20 protein-coding genes are annotated in these 20181 nt (G+C 64.4%); 16 read left to right on the plus strand and 4 right to left on the minus strand.

Annotated elements, in window-relative coordinates; translation table 11 throughout:
• Positions 1 to 2: 2 nt before the first annotated feature.
• The gene (gene erpA, locus ACR9YP_RS24280; protein WP_024342679.1) at positions 3 to 332 is read right to left on the minus strand and encodes an iron-sulfur cluster insertion protein ErpA; all 330 of its coding nucleotides are present in this window, start codon (positions 330 to 332) and stop codon (positions 3 to 5) included.
• A 124-nt stretch (positions 333 to 456) separates the two neighbouring features.
• On the opposite strand from erpA, the gene ACR9YP_RS24285 reads away from it, so the two are divergent.
• From ACR9YP_RS24285 to surE, 12 genes are all read left to right on the plus strand, one after another.
• A complete protein-coding gene (locus ACR9YP_RS24285) occupies positions 457 to 1665 on the plus strand; it encodes a deoxyguanosinetriphosphate triphosphohydrolase (protein WP_474217303.1) in 1209 nt (402 codons plus the stop codon).
• Between the two features lie 9 nt (positions 1666 to 1674).
• Complete coding sequence (argS, locus tag ACR9YP_RS24290; protein WP_474217305.1) at positions 1675 to 3465, plus strand: arginine--tRNA ligase; 1791 nt, start codon at positions 1675 to 1677, stop codon at positions 3463 to 3465.
• A 142-nt stretch (positions 3466 to 3607) separates the two neighbouring features.
• Positions 3608 to 5176: an SPOR domain-containing protein gene (locus tag ACR9YP_RS24295; protein ID WP_370987202.1), complete on the plus strand. Its 1569-nt coding sequence runs from the start codon at positions 3608 to 3610 to the stop codon at positions 5174 to 5176.
• Between the two features lie 46 nt (positions 5177 to 5222).
• Positions 5223 to 6251: a beta-N-acetylhexosaminidase gene (gene nagZ / locus ACR9YP_RS24300; protein ID WP_370987203.1), complete on the plus strand. Its 1029-nt coding sequence runs from the start codon at positions 5223 to 5225 to the stop codon at positions 6249 to 6251.
• Positions 6248 to 7087 carry a segregation and condensation protein A gene (locus ACR9YP_RS24305; protein WP_128933604.1) on the plus strand — a complete coding sequence of 280 codons (840 nt, stop codon included), beginning with the start codon at positions 6248 to 6250 and terminating at the stop codon, positions 7085 to 7087. The genes nagZ and ACR9YP_RS24305 overlap by 4 nt, the downstream gene beginning before the upstream one ends.
• A gap of 21 nt (positions 7088 to 7108) precedes the next feature.
• Entirely contained in the window at positions 7109 to 7861 is a 753-nt protein-coding gene (gene scpB, locus ACR9YP_RS24310) for an SMC-Scp complex subunit ScpB (RefSeq protein WP_165405914.1), read from the plus strand.
• Between the two features lie 164 nt (positions 7862 to 8025).
• Positions 8026 to 8262 (plus strand): twin-arginine translocase TatA/TatE family subunit, encoded by a 237-nt coding sequence (locus tag ACR9YP_RS24315; protein WP_091885538.1) that lies wholly within the window; start codon positions 8026 to 8028, stop codon positions 8260 to 8262.
• 86 nt (positions 8263 to 8348) lie between these two features.
• The gene (gene tatB, locus ACR9YP_RS24320; RefSeq protein WP_474217318.1) at positions 8349 to 8906 is read left to right on the plus strand and encodes a Sec-independent protein translocase protein TatB; all 558 of its coding nucleotides are present in this window, start codon (positions 8349 to 8351) and stop codon (positions 8904 to 8906) included.
• Complete coding sequence (tatC, locus tag ACR9YP_RS24325; RefSeq protein ID WP_474217320.1) at positions 8903 to 9712, plus strand: twin-arginine translocase subunit TatC; 810 nt, start codon at positions 8903 to 8905, stop codon at positions 9710 to 9712. The genes tatB and tatC overlap by 4 nt, the downstream gene beginning before the upstream one ends.
• A gap of 235 nt (positions 9713 to 9947) precedes the next feature.
• The gene (serS, locus tag ACR9YP_RS24330; RefSeq protein WP_474217322.1) at positions 9948 to 11378 is read left to right on the plus strand and encodes a serine--tRNA ligase; all 1431 of its coding nucleotides are present in this window, start codon (positions 9948 to 9950) and stop codon (positions 11376 to 11378) included.
• A gap of 55 nt (positions 11379 to 11433) precedes the next feature.
• On the plus strand, positions 11434 to 11796 hold the full coding sequence (locus tag ACR9YP_RS24335; RefSeq protein WP_091885518.1) for a hypothetical protein: 363 nt from the start codon (positions 11434 to 11436) through the stop codon (positions 11794 to 11796).
• 108 nt (positions 11797 to 11904) lie between these two features.
• On the plus strand, positions 11905 to 12672 hold the full coding sequence (surE, locus tag ACR9YP_RS24340; RefSeq protein WP_091885515.1) for a 5'/3'-nucleotidase SurE: 768 nt from the start codon (positions 11905 to 11907) through the stop codon (positions 12670 to 12672).
• A gap of 106 nt (positions 12673 to 12778) precedes the next feature.
• On the opposite strand, the gene ACR9YP_RS24345 is transcribed toward surE, so the two are convergent.
• Entirely contained in the window at positions 12779 to 13150 is a 372-nt protein-coding gene (locus ACR9YP_RS24345; RefSeq protein ID WP_474217328.1) for a response regulator, read from the minus strand.
• Positions 13151 to 13375: 225 nt separating this feature from the next.
• Between ACR9YP_RS24345 and ACR9YP_RS24350 the strand changes: the two genes are divergently transcribed.
• Entirely contained in the window at positions 13376 to 14026 is a 651-nt protein-coding gene (locus ACR9YP_RS24350) for a protein-L-isoaspartate(D-aspartate) O-methyltransferase (protein WP_474217330.1), read from the plus strand.
• A gap of 109 nt (positions 14027 to 14135) precedes the next feature.
• Positions 14136 to 15527: a peptidoglycan DD-metalloendopeptidase family protein gene (locus ACR9YP_RS24355; protein WP_474217332.1), complete on the plus strand. Its 1392-nt coding sequence runs from the start codon at positions 14136 to 14138 to the stop codon at positions 15525 to 15527.
• Positions 15528 to 15676: 149 nt separating this feature from the next.
• Here the strand turns inward: ACR9YP_RS24355 and ACR9YP_RS24360 are convergent, their stop codons facing one another.
• Positions 15677 to 16834 carry an IS4 family transposase gene (locus ACR9YP_RS24360; RefSeq protein WP_438103250.1) on the minus strand — a complete coding sequence of 386 codons (1158 nt, stop codon included), beginning with the start codon at positions 16832 to 16834 and terminating at the stop codon, positions 15677 to 15679.
• A gap of 149 nt (positions 16835 to 16983) precedes the next feature.
• Positions 16984 to 17967 carry an ATP-binding protein gene (locus ACR9YP_RS24365; RefSeq protein ID WP_438108186.1) on the minus strand — a complete coding sequence of 328 codons (984 nt, stop codon included), beginning with the start codon at positions 17965 to 17967 and terminating at the stop codon, positions 16984 to 16986.
• Between the two features lie 182 nt (positions 17968 to 18149).
• Between ACR9YP_RS24365 and yajC the strand changes: the two genes are divergently transcribed.
• The gene (gene yajC / locus ACR9YP_RS24370) at positions 18150 to 18515 is read left to right on the plus strand and encodes a preprotein translocase subunit YajC (RefSeq protein ID WP_128933613.1); all 366 of its coding nucleotides are present in this window, start codon (positions 18150 to 18152) and stop codon (positions 18513 to 18515) included.
• Between the two features lie 61 nt (positions 18516 to 18576).
• Complete coding sequence (gene secD / locus ACR9YP_RS24375) at positions 18577 to 20181, plus strand: protein translocase subunit SecD (protein WP_091885500.1); 1605 nt, start codon at positions 18577 to 18579, stop codon at positions 20179 to 20181.

Consider the following 20181-nt stretch of genomic DNA (forward strand, 5'->3'; position numbering starts at 1 on the left):
GCTCAGACCGAGAAGCTGGTCCCGCAGCCGCACGAGGCCGTCGCGTTGGGGTTGTTGACGCGGAACGAGGCGCCGATCAAATCGTCGACAAAATCGACCTGCGATCCCGCCAGGAACGGCTGCGAGGCGGAATCGACCAGCACCACGGCATTGTCCTGCTCGATCACGAGGTCGTCGTCGGTGCGGGCGCGGTCGATGTCGAACTTGTACTGGAAACCCGAGCAGCCGCCGCCTTCGACGGAAATGCGCAGCATCGCGCCAGAACCTTCGCCCTTGAGGATCTCCCCAATCCGGCGTGCGGCCCGGTCGCTGATGGTCACGGCAGTCGTCATCACTGGTCTCCAATAGTCCCCGCGGTCATACCAAATTCATTTGCCCAATTCATTTGGTATCCCGCGCCCGACATAGTTAAGTGCCACCATACGCAGAATCAAATGGATAGGGACTAAATTCGCCGTGTCCGTCGGAATGGCTGCCCCCCGCGCGCCCTATGCCTGCGACCCCGATCGCAGCCGCGGCCGGCTGGTCGCCGAGCCCCCGAGCCGGACCCGCAGCCCGTTCCGGCGCGATTGCGACCGCGTGATCCATTCCACCGCGTTCCGCCGCCTGAAGTACAAGACCCAGGTGTTCGTGTTCCACGAGGGCGACCACTACCGCACCCGGCTGACCCATTCGCTGGAGGTGGCGCAGATCGCCCGCGCGCTGGCCCGGCAACTCGGGCTGGACGAGGATCTCACCGAAACGCTGGCGCTCGCCCATGATCTCGGTCATCCGCCGTTCGGTCATGCCGGCGAGCGGGCCCTGGACGCCTGCCTGAAGGAGTTTGGCGGCTTCGACCACAACGCCCAGACGCTCCGGGTCGTCACCGCGCTGGAGCACCGCTATCCCGACTTCGATGGGCTGAATCTGACCTGGGAATCGCTGGAAGGCATCGTCAAGCACAACGGCCCGCTGACCGACCGCAGCGGCGCGCCAACCGAGCGCTACCGCAGGTATGGCGTTCCCGTCGGCATCGCCGACTATATCAAGACCTATGACCTCGAATTATGGAGCTTTGCCTCGCTCGAGGCGCAGGTCGCGGCGATCGCCGACGACATCGCCTATGACGCCCACGACATCGATGACGGCCTGCGCGCCGGCCTGTTCCACCTCGACGATCTCAAGGTGATGCCGCTGACCGCGGAGATCATCGCCGAGACCTCGGCGCAGTATCCCGATCTCGAAGATGTCAGGCGCGGCGCAGAGCTTGTGCGCGAGCTGATCTCGCATCTGATCGGTGCGGTGTTCGCCGAGGCGCAGAAGAACCTTGCGGCGGTCAAGCCGCAATCGGCTCAGGATGTGCGCCAGCAGAGCAGGGCGCTGATCGCGTTCCCAGCCGAGGTCGCCGAGGAAGAGGCCGCCATCAAGCGCTTCCTGTACCAGCACATGTACCGCCACAAGCGGGTGATGCGGGTGATGGGGGAGGCGGAGCAGATCCTGTTCGAGCTGTTCGCAAAGTACCTGAAGGAGCCGTCTGAACTGCCGCCGGAATGGCTGTTGGGGGCGGGGGCGGACAATGAGGGCGACCGGGCCCGCCGGATCGGCAATTTCATTGCCGGAATGACTGATCGTTTCGCCCTGACCGAGCACCAGCGGCTCTTTGACTCGACCCCGGATTTGCGTTAGGCGGCGGCCATGCCCGACACATCCTCATCCCTGCACCTGTTCGCCGACGTGCTCGCGCGTGTGCACGCCGCCTGCCGTACGCTGGCCGTGGACGCCAACTGGCCTGAGGGCATCGATTTCTCGCGCGTGGTGGTCGAGCCGCCGCGCGATGCCTCCCACGGCGACATGGCGACCAACGCCGCCATGGTGCTTGCGAAAGAGGCAAAGGCAAAGCCCCGCGATCTCGCCGAGCAGATCGCCGAGCGGCTGCGCACGGATGCGCTGATCGCCAAGGTCGACGTCGCCGGCCCCGGCTTCATCAACTTAACGCTGAAGCCGGCTGCCTGGGCGGAGGCGCTGCGGACGGTGCTGCGCGAGGGCGCCGATTACGGCCGCGTCCGCGGCGGCTCCAAGGTCAATGTCGAATACGTCTCGGCCAATCCGACCGGGCCGATGCATGTCGGTCACTGTCGCGGCGCCGTGTTTGGCGACGCGTTGGCGAGCCTGCTTCAGTTCGCGGGCCACGACGTCACGCGCGAATACTACATCAACGACGCCGGCGCGCAGGTCGACGTGCTCGCGCGCTCCGCCTTCCTCAGGTATCGCGAGGCGCTCGGCGAGGACATCGGCGCGATTCCGGAAGGACTCTATCCCGGCGACTACCTCAAGCCCGTCGGCGCAGCGCTGGCCAAGGAGCACGGCGATAAGCTCCGCGGGATGAGCGAGGCCGAGTGGCTGCCGACGGTGCGCGCCAAGGCGATCGCGATGATGATGGACGAGATCAAGGACGATCTCGCCGCCCTCAACATTCGCCACGACGTGTTCTTCTCCGAGCGCTCGCTTATCGAGAACGCCAACAACAAGGTTGCGGAGACCATCGATTTCCTACAGGCCAAAGGCGACATCTACGAAGGTCGCCTGCCGCCGCCAAAGGGCGCGCCGGTCGAGGATTGGGAAGACCGCGAGCAGCTGCTGTTCAAGGCGACCGCTTACGGCGACGACGTTGATCGACCGCTGATCAAGTCGGACAATTCCTACACCTACTTCGCCTCCGACATCGCCTACCACAAGAACAAGTTCGACCGTGGTTTTGCGGAGATGATCGACGTCTGGGGCGCCGACCATGGCGGCTACATCAAGCGCATGCAGGCGGCGGTGAAGGCGACGACATCAGGCAAGGGCGCCCTCGACGTCAAGATCGTCCAGCTCGTGAAGTTGCTGCGCAACGGCGAGCCGGTGAAAATGTCGAAGCGGAGCGGGGACTTCGTCACCTTGCGTGAGGTGGTGGATGAGGTCGGCCAGGACGCCGTCCGCTTCATGATGCTCTACCGCAAGAACGATGCGGTGCTCGACTTCGACCTCGCCAAGGTGATGGAGCAGTCGCGCGACAACCCGGTGTTCTACGTCCAGTATGGTCACGCCCGCGGTCACTCAATCTTCCGCAACGCGCGAGCCGAGGTGTTCCCGGAACTGCCCGGGAATACCGCCGAGCGGATCGTCTGGCTGAGTGAGTTGGCCGTGGAACGGCTGTCAGACCCGGTCGAACTCGATCTTCTCAAGCGCCTCGCAATTTATCCGCGGGTGATGGAAGCTGCCGCCGCGGCGCACGAGCCGCACCGAATTGCCTTTTATCTCTATGATTTAGCCAGCGAATTTCATGCGCTTTGGACGAAAGGGCGCGATTTGCCCTATTTACGCTTCATTATCAATAATGATGCAGATCTTACAAAAGCGCGACTGGCCATGGTCCAGGGCGTCGTCTCTGTCCTGGCATCGGGCCTCGCCATCCTCGGCGTCCATGCCCCGGACGAGATGCGGTAGTTTGGGGCGAACTACCTAATGGGAATTCGGGGGGGTAACCGGCAGAAGCCGGATCGCTTAGACTTGGTTGAAAGCCTTGTGGGTCGAAAGCCGTGCCTTGGTCGAGGGGCGCGCGGCTTTCCCGAAGGGACGCATCATCACGATGGCCGAACGATATCAGGACAGACCGTTTCCCTCCGATGACTATGGTCGCGGTAGCGATCAGCATGGGAAGGCGGAAAATGATCCCTTGGCCGAGCTCGCCCGTCTGATCGGACAGACCGATCCGTTCGCAGCGCAGTCGCGGCCAACTGTGCGCCCGACGGCGGCGCCTGCCCGGAGCTATCGGGAAGACGACCATCGCCAGGACGATGATCAGCAGGACTATGCTGAGCAGCCTCCGCCGCCGCCCGGGCCGCCCTCATGGATGCGGCGCGCTAACGTGCAGCCGCAGCCGGCACCCGCGCCGGAGCCTGACTATCCCGTCTCCGTAAACCCGGTTCATCCGTTGCATCGCTATTCGGCCCAGCCGACTGCGCCTGCCCCAGAGCCGGATTTTCATCAGCCGCAGACCCATCAGGATCACGCTTATCAAGCTCAAGCGTATCAGGATCAGGCCTATCAGCAGCACGGACAGGCTTATCAGGAACAGGCCTATCAGGAGCCGTACGCGCAGCCCGATCCGTCGCGCTACGATGATGCGCTCTATGGCCGGCTCGAGGCAGGCGAGCAGGACTACCAGCGCGATCCGGCCTATCCCGACGATCCCTACGCATACCAGAACGACTATCCCGACGCCGAACTTGACGAGCCGAAGAAGCGGCGCGGCGGCATGATGACGGTCGCGGCGATCCTCGCGCTTGCCGTTGTCGGGACTGGCGCTGCGTTTGCCTACAAGACCTATGTGGGTTCGCCTCGCAGCGGCGAGCCGCCGATCATCAAGGCCGACAACACGCCGACCAAGATCGTGCCCGCGCCGACGGACTCCACGGCCAAGGTGCCGGATCGCATGGTGAGCGGTGACGGCACCGAGAAGATCGTGCCGCGCGAGGAGGCGCCTGTCGACGTCAACGCCAGGGCGGGTGGACCCCGTGTGGTGTTCCCGCCGCTGAACCAGAATGCGAACCCGCCGTCGGTAGCGAGTGTGTCGCCGTCGATGGTGCCGCCGCCAAGCGCAGGGCCGACTCCGAGCAACGGCACACTGCCGAACAATTCGCCGCGTTCGATCAGGACGGTGGCCGTGAAAGGCGATCAGACCGATAGCGCCGCACCGCAATCCGCCGCTGCGAAGCCGGCAGCTGCGCCAAAACCTGTTGTCGCGCCGCCTGCACCAATCGCGTCGCGCAATCCGCCGACCTCGGCCAATGCCAGCGCCAACCAGCCTATGTCGCTCGCGCCGCAATCGGGACCGACGGCCGAGCCTCCGCAGCGGATGGCTGCGACCAATCCGACGCAACTCGCCCCCACCAGCAGCGGCGGCTACATCGTGCAGGTCTCCTCGCAGCAGAGCGAGGACAGCGCCGCCGCATCCTATCGGGTGCTTCAGAGCAAGTATGGCAGCGTGCTCGGATCGCGCTCGCCGGTGATCAAGCGCGTCGACCTCACCGACAAGGGCAAGGGCATCGTCTACCGCGCCTTCGCCGGTCCCTATGGTTCGGCAGAGGAGGCGACGCAGGCATGCAACAGCCTCAAGTCCGCAGGCCTGTCCGCCTGCTTCGTCCAGAGGAATTAACGGCCGTTTCCTTGACCCCCTCGCGGGGCAGGGTTAATCGGCCGTTATGAGCACGCGGGCCTTCATTACCGGCGTATCCGGAACGGAACTGACCGCCGCCGAGCGGGAGTTTATCCGTGCCGAACGCCCATGGGGCTTCATCCTGTTCAAGCGCAATGTCGCGACACCGGCGCAAGTTGCTGCATTGGTTGCGGAATTGCGAGCTGTGTCGGAAGCCGCCGACGCGCCCGTCCTGATTGATCAGGAGGGCGGTCGGGTGCAGCGGCTGGGGCCGCCGCACTGGCCGATCTATCCGCCGGGGACCGTATTCGCGACTTTGTACGACACTGATTCGGCGCTCGGGCTCACTGCGGCGCGCCTGAGCGCCCGCCTGATCGCGGCCGATCTCGCCGATCTCGGCATTACCGTGGATTGCCTGCCGCTCGCTGACGTGCCGGTGCCGGGTGCCGATGCCGTCATCGGCAACCGGGCCTACGGCACGGAGCCGGGCAAGGTCGCGGCGATTGCCCGTGCGGTCACCGAAGGCCTGGAGCAGGGCGGCGTTCTGCCGGTTCTGAAGCACATCCCCGGTCATGGCCGGGCCACCGCCGACACCCATTTCAAGCTGCCGACGGTCGATACGCCCCGGGACGAGCTGGAGCGGACCGATTTCGCCGCGTTCAAGCCGCTTTCGGACCTGCCGATGGCCATGACTGCACATGTTGTGTTTAGCGCGGTCGACTCCGCCCATCCGGCGACGACATCTGCGACAATGATTGCTGACGTGATTCGCGGCGCAATCGGGTTCCAGGGTTTGTTAATGAGTGATGACGTGTCGATGAACGCGCTGTCGGGGAATATCGCCGAGCGGACCCGCGCTATCTTTGCGGCCGGTTGCGACGTGGCCCTGCATTGCAACGGCAACATCGCGGAGATGCACGACGTCGCTGGGCAGACACCCGAACTGTCCGGCAGGGCACTGGAGCGGGCGAAAGCCGCGCTCGCCGCACGCAAGCCGCCGCAGCCGTTCGACCGGGCGGCCGCACGCGCGGAACTGGACGCATTGATCGCACGGGCAAACACGGCATCCGCATGACCGCAGAAATCCTATCGTTCGAAACCGGGCGGCCCGCAGAGCTCGCCGAGGGTGAGCCGGCGTTGGTCGTGGACGTCGAAGGCTATGAGGGCCCGCTCGACCTGTTGCTCGCACTGGCACGGCAGCAGAAGGTCGACCTTGCCAAGATTTCGATCCTGGCGCTGGCGGACCAGTATCTCCACTTCATCGAAGCTGCGCGGAAGATCCGGCTGGAACTCGCTGCTGATTATCTCGTGATGGCGGCCTGGCTCGCCTTCCTGAAATCGCGCCTGCTGCTGCCGGAGCCGCCGAGCGCGGAAGGCCCGAGCGCCGAGCAGATGGCGACCGCGCTCGCCAACCGTCTGCGCCGGCTGGAAGCCATTCGCGAAGCCGCCAATCGGCTGATGAACAGGCCGCAATTGCAGCGCGACATCTTCCCGCGCGGCGAGCCCGAGCAGATCGCCGAGATCAAGCATCCGAAATACACGGCGACGCTGTACGACCTGCTCACCGCCTATGCGGCGCAGCGGCAGTCGCGCGTGCTGGCGAGCGTGCATCTGGCCAAGCGCACGGTGTGGTCGCTCGCCGAAGCGCGCGCCACGCTGGAGCGGCTGGTCGGCAGCATCAGTGAACAGGACGACTGGGGCGTTCTCGACGACTTCCTGATCCGGCATGTCGCCGATCCGACGCAGCGCGCGACGGTGTTCGCCTCGAGCTTTGCCGCCGCGCTCGAACTGGTGCGCGAAGGCCAGCTCGAGCTGAACCAGAAAGAGGCGTTTGCGCCCATCTATTTCCGGAAGGGGCGTCCTAAACCGGTTCCGGACGCAGCTCCTGCGCCCGATGCGCCGGTCGGTTAAGTGCAAGAAGGAGAATCTGCCATGGCAAGCCTGGCTGAAGTGCGGGTAGAAGAGGCCGAGCCGATGGACAACGAATCCCAGGCACGTCCAGAGGAATTGCGGCTGCTGGAAGCGCTGCTGTTCGCTTCGAGTGAACCGCTGGATACCGCGACGCTGGCCAAGCGGATGCCGGATGGCGTCGACGTCAAGGCGGCGCTCGAGCAGCTCCAGGCCGATTATGCCTCGCGCGGCGTGAACCTCGTGCGCGTCGCCAACAAATGGACCTTCCGCACCGCCGGCGATCTCGCCTGGCTGATGACGCGGGAGAGCACCGAGACCCGCCGCCTGTCGCGTGCGGCAATCGAGGTGCTGGCGATCATCGCCTATCACCAGCCGGTGACACGCGCCGAGATCGAGGAGATCCGCGGCGTCGTCACCTCGAAGGGCACGCTGGACGTGCTGCTGGAGACCGGCTGGATCAAGCCGCGCGGACGGCGCAAGACGCCCGGGCGCCCATTGACCTTCGGAACCACCGAGGACTTCCTGTCGCAGTTCACCCTGGAACAGCTCGGCGACCTGCCGGGCCTCGAAGAGCTGAAGGGCACGGGCCTGTTGGATTCGCGCCTGCCGACCGGATTCAGCGTGCCGACGCCGTCGGATGATCCGGCGCTGCGTGAGGACGAAGATCCGTTGGAACCGGGTGAGGACCTCGATCTGGCGCTGGCGCCGGCGGTCGAGCCCGAGGCGCCGGAAGGCGGCAACGAGGGTGGCGGCGAAGGCGGCACTGAAGAGTGACGCCGGTCCGTTCACGGGCCACTGCGACCGGTTAACACTAGCAAGATTGCGTAGTGCCAACAGCGAATTGGCGCTGCCTTGGTCCTTGTTTTTGAGACCCGCCAAGCCTAGTTTTGGGTGAAGATCGGCCGGTCCCCGGCCATGCGCGTTTGGAGGGTTGCAGGATGGGTTCACTCAGCATTTGGCACTGGATCTTGGTGATCGCAGTGGTCCTGCTGCTGTTCGGCCGCGGCAAGATTTCGGATCTGATGGGCGACGTGGCGCAGGGCATCAAGGCGTTCAAGAAGGGCATGCAGGACGACGACAAGCCCGCTGAAAAGCCCGAGCCGAACAAGTCCATCGAGCACAACAACGCCGCGCCGACCGCGGCACGGTCCGACGTCGGCAGCAAGGCCGTCTGAGCCAGAGAGCATGCGAGACGCGGGTAGCCCCGATCCTGCGCGCGAGGGATTGGGCCGGCTTGCGGCTGGCGTGAACGGAAGACCTCATGTTCGACATCGGCTGGAGTGAACTGGTCCTCATCGGGGTCGTGGCCCTCATCGCCATCGGCCCGAAGGAGCTGCCGGGCGTGCTGCGCATGGTCGGGCAGTGGATGGGCAAGGCCCGCAAGATGGCCGCCGAATTCCAGGGCCAGTTCCAGGAAGCGATGCGCGAGGCCGAGATGGCCGACCTCAAGAAGAGCTTTGACGAGGTCAAGGAAGCCGCGACCGGCTTCAATCCGTTGACTTCGCTTCAGAAGGACGTCAGCGACGCGCTCCGCGTCGATGCGCTCGACAAGCCGGCCGAGACGCCAGCCACCAGCGCCGTCGAACCGCCGGCGACTTCAAGCGAAGCGCTGGCGACTTCGAGCGAAGCACCGGCGACTTCAAATGAAGCGCCGGTAACGCCAACGACTCCGGAAGCCCCGACGCCCGCGACCTTCATGGAAGCCGAGGCGCATGCAGCCGCGAACGAGCCGCTGGCGATCACCCGTGAGGTCGAGCAGGCCCACGTCGCGCAAGACACCGCGCCATCCGAAGCGATCAAGGATGCCAAAGCGTCATGACCGACGCCGATATCGAGGCCAGCAAAGCCCCCTTGATGGACCATTTGATCGAGCTGCGGTCGCGGCTGATCAAGGCGCTGCTCGGCTTTGGCGTTGCCTTCATCTTCTGCTTCTTCTTCGCCAAGCAGATCTACAACGTGCTGGTCTGGCCGTTCGTGTGGGTCGCGGGTCCTGAGAATTCCAAGTTCATCTACACGGCGCTGCTGGAATATTTCATCACCCAGCTGAAGCTCGCGCTGTTCGGCGCCGGCTTCATCTCGTTCCCGATCGTCGCGACGCAAATCTACAAGTTCGTGGCGCCCGGTCTCTACAAGCACGAGAAGCAGGCCTTCCTGCCGTACCTGGTCGCGACCCCGTTCTTCTTCGTGCTGGGCTCGGCGCTGGTCTATTTCGTCGTGCTGCCGATGCTGGTCCGCTTCTCGCTCGGCATGCAGCAGGCCGGCAGCGACGAGACCGCGCAGATCCAGCTCTTGCCCAAGGTCGGCGAATATCTGTCGCTGATGATGTCGTTGATCTTCGCTTTCGGCATCGCCTTCCAGCTTCCGGTGATCCTGACGCTGCTCGGGCGGATCGGCATCATCACATCGAAGATGCTGCGCGAGAAGCGCCGCTATTTCATCGTCATCGCCTTCGTCATCGCGGCCGTGCTGACGCCGCCTGACGTGCTCAGCCAGTGCTCCCTGGCGATTCCCTTGCTGGCGCTCTACGAGGGTTCGATCATCGCGGTGGCGATGGTGGAAAAGAAGGCGGCGGCCTCGCAGGCCACCGGTACCGACGTGTCGACGCCGGCCAAGCCGGCGGAGTAAGGCGCTCCGATCTCCGCCGTCATTCCCCGCCACCGGGTCTCGCCTTCGGCGAGCCCGATGACAGGCTCCAGCGGGGAATCCAGTACGCCGCGGCCCCTCGGGGAATCACTAGCGTCTCTGGGATACTGGATCGCCCGCTTTCGCGGGCGATGACAGCTGTGCTAGGGGGAGGCGCGCCAGCGTAAACTGCCAACATGAACGTTGACCGTTTGCACGCTGCCCCAGGACCACAGTCATGCACGACATCAAATCGATCCGCGACAATCCGCAAGCCTTCGACGCCGGCATCGCACGGCGCGGCCTCAAGCCGATGTCGGCCTCGCTGCTCGCGATCGACGAGAAGCGGCGTGCGGCGATTCTGGCCTCCGAGCAGGCGCAGGCGCGGCGCAACGCGGCATCGAAAGAAATCGGCGATGCCAAGAAGGCCAAGGACGAGGCGCGCGCCGCCAAGCTGATGGCCGAGGTCGCCGAGCTCAAGACCACGATGCCGCAGCTCGAAGCCGCGGCGAAAGCCGCCGACGAGGAGTTGACGAAAGAGCTGTCCGCGATCCCGAACATTCCGTTCGACGAAGTGCCCGACGGCGTCGACGAGCACGGTAACGTGCAGCATCACGTGTTCGGCAACAAGCGCAACTACAGCTTTGCGCCGAAGTTGCATGACGATCTCGGCACCGCGCTCGGCTACATGGATTTCGAGGCGGCGGCAAAGCTCTCCGGTGCGCGCTTTGTCGTGCTGAAGAAGGGGCTGGCGCGGCTCGAGCGCGCCATCGGTCAGTTCATGCTCGACCTGCACACCACCGAGCACGGCTACACCGAAATCAATCCGCCGCTCATGGTTCGCGACGAAGTGATGTATGGCACTGCACAGCTACCTAAATTCAGCGCTGATCAATTCCGAGTAGAAACTGAGGATGATCAAATAAAGAACGCCTACGTGAATTTTGACCTCGCCAAGCAGCACATCTTGGATTTTGCCGAAGAGAACGGCGTCCAGGCTGCACGCGAAGCAAAGCACGAGGTATTGGGCTTTGAATACAAGCAGAATCCTGACCGACGTTGGCTCATCCCGACCGCAGAAGTGTCGCTCACCAACCTCGCGCGCGAATCCATCCTCGACGAGAAGCAATTGCCGATGCGCCTTACCGCGCTGACGCCGTGTTTCCGCGCCGAGGCCGGCGCCGCGGGCCGCGACACCCGCGGCATGATCCGCCAGCACCAGTTCACCAAGGTCGAGCTGGTCTCGATCACGACGCCGGAAGCGAGCAAGGACGAGCTGGAGCGGATGCTGTCCTGCGCCGAGCAGGTGTTGCAGAAGCTCGACCTGCATTACCGCGTGATGACGCTCTGCGCAGGCGATATGGGTTTCTCGTCGCAAAAAACCTACGACATCGAGGTCTGGATGCCCGGGCAGGGCGACGGCGGCATGTTCCGCGAGATCTCGAGCTGCTCGGTCTGCGGCGACTTTCAGGCGCGGCGCATGGATGCGCGCTCGCGCGGGCCGGACGGCAAGCCGCGCTTCGTGCACACGCTGAACGGCTCCGGCACCGCGGTCGGCCGCGCGCTGATCGCGGTGATGGAGACCTACCAGCAGGAGGACGGCTCGATCGCGGTCCCCAGCGTGCTCCAGCCCTATATGGGCGGGCTGAAGGTGATCGCGCGCGAGTAGGCTTGCGAAGATCGGGCGGCAGGCTATCCTGCCGGCCCCACAACGCAAACCCACCATGGCCTTGCACCGCGACATCTTCTGGGTCGGCCGACAATGGGCGGTGACGGGGGCCGGCATCCAGGCCGTCGATCAGCGCCTGCGCGGCGTGCTCGACATTGAGATTGCGCGGCTCTGGGACGACGATCTCGTGCGGAGCCGGCGGGCGAAGCCCGGAGTCAATGCAGCGGATTTCGACAAGGCGCTGACGGTCGCGCGCGAACGCTTTCCGCAGGCGCCGGTGTCCGACCCGTTCGTCGCGCAGCTGGAGGCACTCGGCGTGATCGAAAATCCTGTCGAGAGCCCGGTCGTGCCGGCGATGCAACTGCATGCCGAGGGTCGGCTGGCGCGCTTCCTGCCGCAATGGCGCATCCGCCGGTAGTAGGATCCACGCCGGGAACCTGGGCGCCGGACCCAATCGGCCGGTTTGCCTGATTGGGCAGAGCCGGATAAGACGGCTCAGACCCGCTTTCTGGAATCGACTTTTCGCATGCGTATTCTCTGCACCAATGACGACGGCATCCACGCCCCCGGCCTCAAGGTCGTGGAGGAGATCGCGCGCGCCTTGTCCGACGACGTCTGGGTGGTGGCACCGGAGCTCGACCAGTCCGGCGTGTCGCATTCGCTGTCGCTCAACGATCCGTTGCGCCTGCGCGAGGTCGGCCCACGGCACTTCGCTGTGCGCGGCACGCCGACCGACTGCGTCATCATGGGCGCGCGCCACATCCTCGGGCCCAAGCTGCCGGACGTCGTGCTGTCGGGCGTCAACAAGGGGCGCAACGTCGCCGAGGACGTGGTTTATTCCGGCACCATCGCTGGCGCGCTGGAAGGCACCATCCTGGGGCTGCCGTCGTTCGCGCTGTCGCAGGAATTCAGCGTCGAGACCCGCGAGCGGCCGCCGTGGGACACCGCGCGCAAGTTTGGGCCTGACATCCTGCGCAAGGTGATCGCCGCCGGCGTCCCGAAAGACACGGTGATCAACATCAACTTCCCGTCGTGTGCGCCGGAGGATGTGCTCGGCATCCGCGTCACGCGCCAGGGCAAGCGCAATCTCGGCTTCCTCAGGATCGACGAGCGCAGGGACGGCCGCGGCAATCCCTATTTCTGGATCGGGTTCGAGCGCACGGCGATGATGGACACGCCCGCCGACGGCACCGATCTCGCGGCGCTTCGCGAGCGCTACGTCTCGGTGACGCCGCTCAGGCTCGACCGCACCAATGAAGCGTTTTCAGAAGAATTGAGCGCGACGCTGAAGTAGCGCCTAGAGCATTATCGGTTCTGATTGAATCAGAACCAAAGCTCTAGATTCTTGTTTTGACGCGTTTTCTTCACGCGAACCGGTATCCACTTCGCTCGAAAACGCTCTAGCCCCTGCGAAGCGCGGCTTCGATGGTCTTGCCGAGTGCGTCGAGCTGGAACGGCTTCTGGAGCGCCGGCCGATCGCGGTACTGTTCGGGCAAGCCGGAGGAGCCGTAGCCGGTGGCGAAGATGAAGGGGCAGCCTTTCGCCCTGATAACATCGGCCACCGGCGAGATGACCTTGCCGTTGACGTTGACGTCGAGAATGGCGATGTCGAACTCGGTCGCCTGGGCGAGCCGCATGGCCTCGGTGATGTCGCCGGCCTCGGCAGCGACCTTGTAGCCGAGCTCTTCGAGCATGTCCGCAACCATCATCCTGATCATCACCTCGTCTTCGACGAGGAATACAGAGCGGCCGGAAAGCCCCGTCGCGGTCATGGTAGAGTCCTTGCCCATTCCCAAAAACGTTCGCAGATAACATGAATCGACGCAATGCGCGTTTTGACGAACGAATGCCTGAAAATGGCGATCACGACTGGCCCGTTGCAGCCAATCTGTGATCAAATATCCAGCCGAATGGTATCATGAGTTCCCGACCAAGGAACAAGATTCTCGCGCCCGGGTTGGCGACTTAACGGGCCTGACAACACAGCATTGGCAGCAATGACCTCCCATCAACCCCCGCCCGAAAAGATGATGTTTCAGCTTACGCTGAGGCGCCGGGGCATCAGCGATCAGGCCGTGCTGCGGACGATGGAGGAGGTGCCGCGCGAGCTGTTCGTCGACGACGCCGACCGCGATGGCGCCTATCGCGACAGTGCGCTGCCGATCGCCTGCGGGCAGACCATCAGCCAGCCCTTCGTTGTCGCCTACATGACCGAGCAGCTCCAACTCCAGAAGCGGCACCGCGTGCTCGAGATCGGCACCGGCTCCGGTTATCAGGCCGCCGTGCTGTCGCGGCTCGCAGGCCAGGTGCTCACGGTCGAGCGCTACCGCAAGCTCGCGGACACCGCACGCGCCAGGCTCGAAGAGCTCGGCTGCCACAATGTCGAGGTGATGCTGGGCGATGGCCTCAATCTGCCGGCCAATATCGGCCCGTTCGACCGCATCATCGTCACCGCCGCGATGGAGCAGATTCCAGAGAACCTGATCGAACGGCTCGAGATCGGGGGCATCCTGATCGCACCGGTCGGCCCGCATCAGGGCGTGCAGACGCTGACCCGCCTCAACCGCACCGAGGCGGGGATCGAGCGCAAGGAACTCGTCGATGTCCGCTTCGTGCCGGCGCTGCCTGGGGTGGCGCGGGAGCTGTAGAATTCCGGATTGGCTGTGCCGCCAACATCTTATTGGGAGGGTTAAGCCGTTATTTACTCGGCGCGTGTTTACTTAAAACACCAGTTCTGTTGCGTACGAGTGAGTAACCATGTCCGCTGTCGCCGAGTTGCTTTACTCGCGCCGCGTGCCGCAAGTCGCGGTGCTGGCGCTGATCTCCTTCAGTTTTGCGGGGTGCAGCGCCGACATGTCGTCGCGACTGTCCCAGTCGAATTTCTCCAATCCCTTCGCCTCGGAATCCACCGGTTCGGTCCAGCAGTCACCGCCGCCGCAGCGTGAACTGCCGCAATATGCGCGGCCGCAGACGCAGCCTGGTTCCTATCAGTCCCAGCCCCTGCCTCCGCCCGCGGTGTCCACCCCGCAGTCCTATCCCGTTGCCTCTGGCGGCGGAGTGTCCGGTGGCGGGCGCGGCGTCGGCTCCTATGCGCCCCCGGCGCAGCCGCACCTCGAGACCACGGCGACCGTGCCGCCGCGCTCGGTTGCCGCAGCCCAGCCGGCCGGCGGCACCAAGATCATCGTCGGCACCAGCGACACGCTCGACGTGCTCGCCAAGCGCTATCATGTCACGCCGCAGGCGATCCTCGCCGCCAACGGCTACAAGGGCCCGCGCACGCTCTCGCCCGGCCAGCAGCTCATCATCCCGCATCCGGCCACGGCCACGGCCGCTGCGCCCGCGCCGGCGATGGTTCCCGTCGCGGCTGTGCCTGCGGCGAAGCCGGTTGCAGCCGTCGCTGCGCCGCCGAGCACGCACTTCGTTAACCGTGGCGACACGCTCGCCAGCATCGCGCGCAAGAACCACATCTCGGCGGCCGAGCTAGCCCGTGCCAATGGCCTCGCGCCCTCGGCCAAGCTCAAGCTCGGCACCAAGCTGACCGTGCCCGGTGCCAAGACCGCCGCCGTCGCGGCGCCGGTTGCCGCGACTCCGGTCGCGGCTGCTCCGGTTGTGGGAACGCTCCAGCCCGTGGCGGCCGCTCCGGCGCCTGCTACCAAGATGGCCGCTGCCGCCGCGCCCGTGCAGAGCGCGCGTCTGGCGCAAGCCACGGCCAATGTTGAAGAGAAGCCCGCCGAGACGCCGGCGAAGGCTGCGGAGGCCACCGGCGCGCTGCCGACCTTCCGCTGGCCGGTGCGCGGCAAGGTGGTCACGAGCTACGGCGCCAAGACCAACGGCAAGTCCAATGACGGCATCAATCTCGCGGTGCCCGAGGGGACGCCGGTCAAGGCGGCTGAAGACGGCGTCGTCGCCTATTCTGGCAACGAGCTGAAAGGTTACGGCAATCTGGTCCTGGTTCGGCACTCCAACGGCTACGTCACCGCATATGCCCATGCGAGTGAGCTGTTGGTGAAGCGCGGCGATACCATCAAGCGCGGTCAGGTCATTGCCAAGTCGGGTCAATCCGGGGAAGTGGCGTCGCCGCAGCTCCACTTCGAGATCCGTAAGGGATCGAGCCCGGTTGACCCGCTTCAATTCCTGAACGGAGCGTGAGGCGGACGCTTCAGCCGGGTTCACACCGCGCGCTCACTGTCATCGTCCGCGAAGGCGGACGATCCAGTATTCCAGAGACAGCAATTGTTCGGCCGATAGGCCGCGGCGTACTGGATTCCCCGCTTGCGCGCAGGGCTGTCCGGGGAATTCTATGCATAACAGAAGCTGATCTGGTCGGGGGAGCTTCTGTCGCGGGCAGCGGATGGGTTCACCTTGGGAGGTCGGTCGATGTCGGCGATTGGTTTTCGTGCGAACAGCGACGCGGCGACAAGACCTGCGAAGCGGATAGCCGGCATGATTAGACGACTTTCGCGTGCGGCGATCCGCAGCAGCAGATAGGCGATCATGGCGGCGAGGATTTGCAGACGGACCGCGTTCTCGGAGCGGCCGAGAAATTTGCGAAGCTTGAGGTGCTGCTTGATCCAGCGGAACAACAGCTCGATCTGCCAGCGTGTTTTGTAAAGCGCAGCGATTTCGATGGCCGAACGCTTCAGATCGTTGGTGATGAGGGTCAGTTTTGTACCGTCATCGCGTTTGAGGCGTATGCGGCGCATCGGAACAGCAAGTTTGGAGCTGCTGAGGAGCTTTACCTCAGCATCGTCGATGATTTTAAAGCCCTTCCCCTTTTGTTTCCGCAGCTTCCGCCAGCGTGTAGCTCTGAAGCGCAGATTCTTCTTCTGGCGGGTGACGAAGCAGGCGCCCGCGTCGTGAAGCCGTGTCCACCAGGCATAACTGCAATAGGCCTTGTCGAACACATAGGTGGCGCCGGCCTCGATCGGGAATTGCTGGGCTGGTGTGACGTCATTGACCGTCGACGGCGTGATCGCCAGACGGCGCGGATGATCCGAGCCGGGATCGTAAACCACGTGAAGCTTGAGACCACGGGTACGTCCGTTCCAACCGGCCCAGGTGCTGAGTTGATCCAGCGGCACCGGCGTCGCATCGATCAGCCGCAGCATCTCGGCACCCTCCCGCTTCAGCGCTCGGTCGGCATGCCCAGACAATCGCTCAAAGACTTCTGCGAAGATACTGACCGGCCGTCGGGCATTGGCATCCGCAAGCGTCGAGCGCGCCAATTTGCCGACACCAAGATGGTAGTGATGATGCGAATTGGCGTTCCAGATCGCCTCAAGGGCACGCAAGCTGTCGACGCCACTGAGCTGGGAGAATATCAATGCGACAAGATGATCCCAGCTGTCGAACGTCTTGTCGTAGGCATCGCCATCCAAACGATCCACAGTCGTCTGAAACTGCCGCCGATTGATCGGTTCAAGCAGCCTTCCAAAAATGCTATCGCTAAACCGCATGCCCGGCCCCTTTCTGAGTCTCGACAACCAGAAAGTACCTGCTTCAAGCCGGGAAAACCCGGGCATGCTCCGCGACACAGTGAATCATTCCCCGGACAGCCCTGCGCTTGCGCGGGGAATGACAGGAGTAGGTGAGGCGAAACTGTCCGCTACATCATCCTCAGCTTCACACCCAGCCGTCCCGCCAGCTCCTGCACGAACTGCCAGGCGACGCGGCCTGAGCGGGAGCCGCGCGTGGTCGACCATTCCAGCGCCTCGCGCTCCAGCGCCTCGTCGTCGATCTTGATGCCGAAATGGCTGCAATAGCCGCGCACCATGGCGAGATATTCGTCCTGGCTGCAGCGGTGGAAACCGAGCCAGAGGCCGAAGCGATCCGACAGCGAGACCTTCTCCTCGACCGCTTCGCCGGGATTGATCGCGGTCGAACGCTCGTTCTCGATCATCTCGCGCGCCAGCAGATGGCGGCGGTTGGAGGTGGCGTAGAGGATGACGTTCTCGGGCCGGCCTTCGATGCCGCCTTCGAGTACGGCCTTGAGCGATTTGTAGGACGCATCATTGCCGTCGAAGGAGAGATCGTCGCAGAACACGATGAAGCGGAAGGACGAGGCGCGCAAGCACTCCATCAGCGCGGGCAGGCTTTCGATGTCCTCGCGATGGATCTCGATCAGCTTCAGCTTGTCGGTCGGGTTGCGCTCCGCGTTGAGGCTGGCATGCGCCGCCTTCACCAGCGATGACTTGCCCATGCCACGCGCGCCCCAGAGCAGGGCGTTGTTGGCGGGCAGGCCATTGGCGAAGCGCTCGGTGTTCTCCATCAGGATGTCGCGCATCCGGTCGACGCCCTTCAGCAGGAATAGCTCGACGCGGCTGACCCGCGGCACTGCCGCAAGGCGGCCGTCCGGGTGCCAGACGAACGCGTCGGCCCGTTCGAACGACTCGGGTTCGAGGGTCGGGTTGCCCTGGGCCGAGAGGTGCGCTGCAATGGTCTCCAGCGCGCGGACGATGCGCTCCTGGGAGGGATCGACCGGGGCTGCCTTAGCGGCGCCCTTGGGACGTTTTGCCGCGACGCCGGCGGGCTTCTTGGCAGGGGTATTGGGGCCTTTGCCGGCCGGGCTTTTGCTGGGTTTTTTGGGCATGTCCGAAGTTCCTGAGAATGCAGCCTTATCGGGCCTGAGGACGCGCCGCAAGGTGGGCCAAAAGGGCAGTCTGGCAGCGTTGCAATTGGGGCAATGGCCGCTATAGTCCGCGCGAATTTGACCGAACCGGTCGCCTTTGAGGGCCTGACCGGCTTTCCCCCGTTGTCACGAGGATCGTCCGAATGCTGATTACCCCTGCGTATGCCCAGGCCGCGGGCGCCGGCGACACCAACAGCATGTTGATGTCGCTGCTGCCGTTCGCCCTGATCTTCGTGATCATGTACTTCCTGATTCTGCGTCCGCAGCAGAAGAAGGTCCGCGATCATGCCGACCTCGTGAAGAACATCCGCCGCGGCGACACGGTGGTGACCTCGGGCGGCCTCGTCGGCAAGGTCACCAAGGTCGTCGACGACGACCAGATCGAGTTCGAGATATCCGACGGCGTGCGCGTGCGGCAGATGCGCCAGATGATCTCGGGCGTGCGCGCCAAGGGCGAACCGGCCAAAGAATCCAAGGAAAGCGCCAAGGACGACACCGCGGCGAAGTGAGTGCTTCCTCGCGAGTCACTATAAGTCTCCTGCAAGTCTCCTGATCTGACAGGTCTAGTCGATGTTGTATTTCACGCGGTGGAGGGCGCTCGGGATCATCCTGACGGCGCTGATCGTGTGCCTCTGCGCGGTCCCCAACTTCTTCCCCGAGGCGCAGGTCAAGACCTGGCCGGCCTGGGCGCAGCGCCGGCTCGTGCTCGGCCTTGACCTGCAGGGCGGATCCTATCTGCTGCTTGAGGTCGATTCCGCCTATGTGAGGAAGGAGAGGCTCGACCAGATCCGTGACGACGTTCGCCGGACGCTGCGCGATGCCAAGATCGGTTTCACCGGTGGCGTTACCGTGCGCAACGACGCGGTCGAAGTTCGCATCAGCAAGGAATCCGATGCGCAGGCCGCACTCGCCAAGCTGCGCGAGCTGTCGCAGCCGCTGGGCGGCCTCATGGGATCCGGCGGTCAGCGCGACCTTGAGGTCACCGATGCCGGTGGCGGTGTGATCCGCCTGAGCATCCCGCAGGCCGCGATGCTCGACCGCATGCGCAAGACCATCGAGCAGTCGATCCAGATCGTCGAACGCCGCGTCAACGAGCTCGGCACCGTCGAGCCCGTGATTCAGCGCCAGGGCAACGACCGCATCCTGGTGCAGGTCCCCGGCCTTCAGGACCCGACGCGCCTGAAAGAACTCCTGGGCAAGACCGCAAAGATGGAATTCCGCATGGTCGATACCTCCGTGCCGCCGGATCAGGCGCAGCAGGGCAGGTTGCCGCCGGAATCCGAACTCTTGATGAGCGCCTCGCCGCCGCCGACACCTTACGTGGTCAAGAAGCAGGTGCTGGTCGCCGGCGGCGATCTGACCGATGCCCAGGCGAGCTTCGACCAGCGCACGGGTGAGCCTGTCGTCAGCTTCAAGTTCAATACGTCGGGCGCGCGCAAATTCTCGCAGGCGACGCAGGAGAATGTGGGACTGCCGTTCGCGATCGTGCTCGACAACAAGGTGATCTCGGCGCCCGTCATCCGCGAGCCGATCACCGGCGGCCAGGGCCAGATCTCCGGCAATTTCACCGTGCAATCGGCCAACGATCTCGCAATCCTCCTGCGCGCCGGCGCGCTGCCGGCGCCGCTCACGGTGGTCGAGGAACGCACCGTCGGTCCGGGTCTCGGCCAGGATTCGATCGAGAAGGGTGAGCTTGCGGCCTATGTCGGCTCGATCCTCGTCATCGTGTTCATGCTCGCGACCTACCGGCTGTTCGGCGTGTTCGCGAACGTCGCGGTGGCGATCAACGTCGCGATGATCTTCGGCCTGTTGTCGCTGCTCAACGCCACGCTGACTCTGCCCGGCATCGCCGGCATCGTGCTCACCGTTGGCATCGCGGTCGATTCCAACGTGCTGATCTACGAGCGCATCCGTGAGGAGCTGCGCGGCGGCCGCAACGCGATTTCTGCGATCGATGCCGGTTTCAAGCGGGCGCTCGCGACCATCCTCGATTCCAACATCACCACCTTCATTGCTGCCGCCGTGCTGTTCTACATCGGCACCGGCCCGGTGCGCGGCTTTGCCGTGACGCTCGGCATCGGCATCATCACCACGGTGTTCACCGCCTTCACCCTGACGCGGCTGATCGTCGCCGGGTGGGTGCGGTGGAAGCGGCCGCAGAGCGTGCCGATCTAG

Source organism: Bradyrhizobium sp. BR14999 (genome assembly GCF_056106085.1).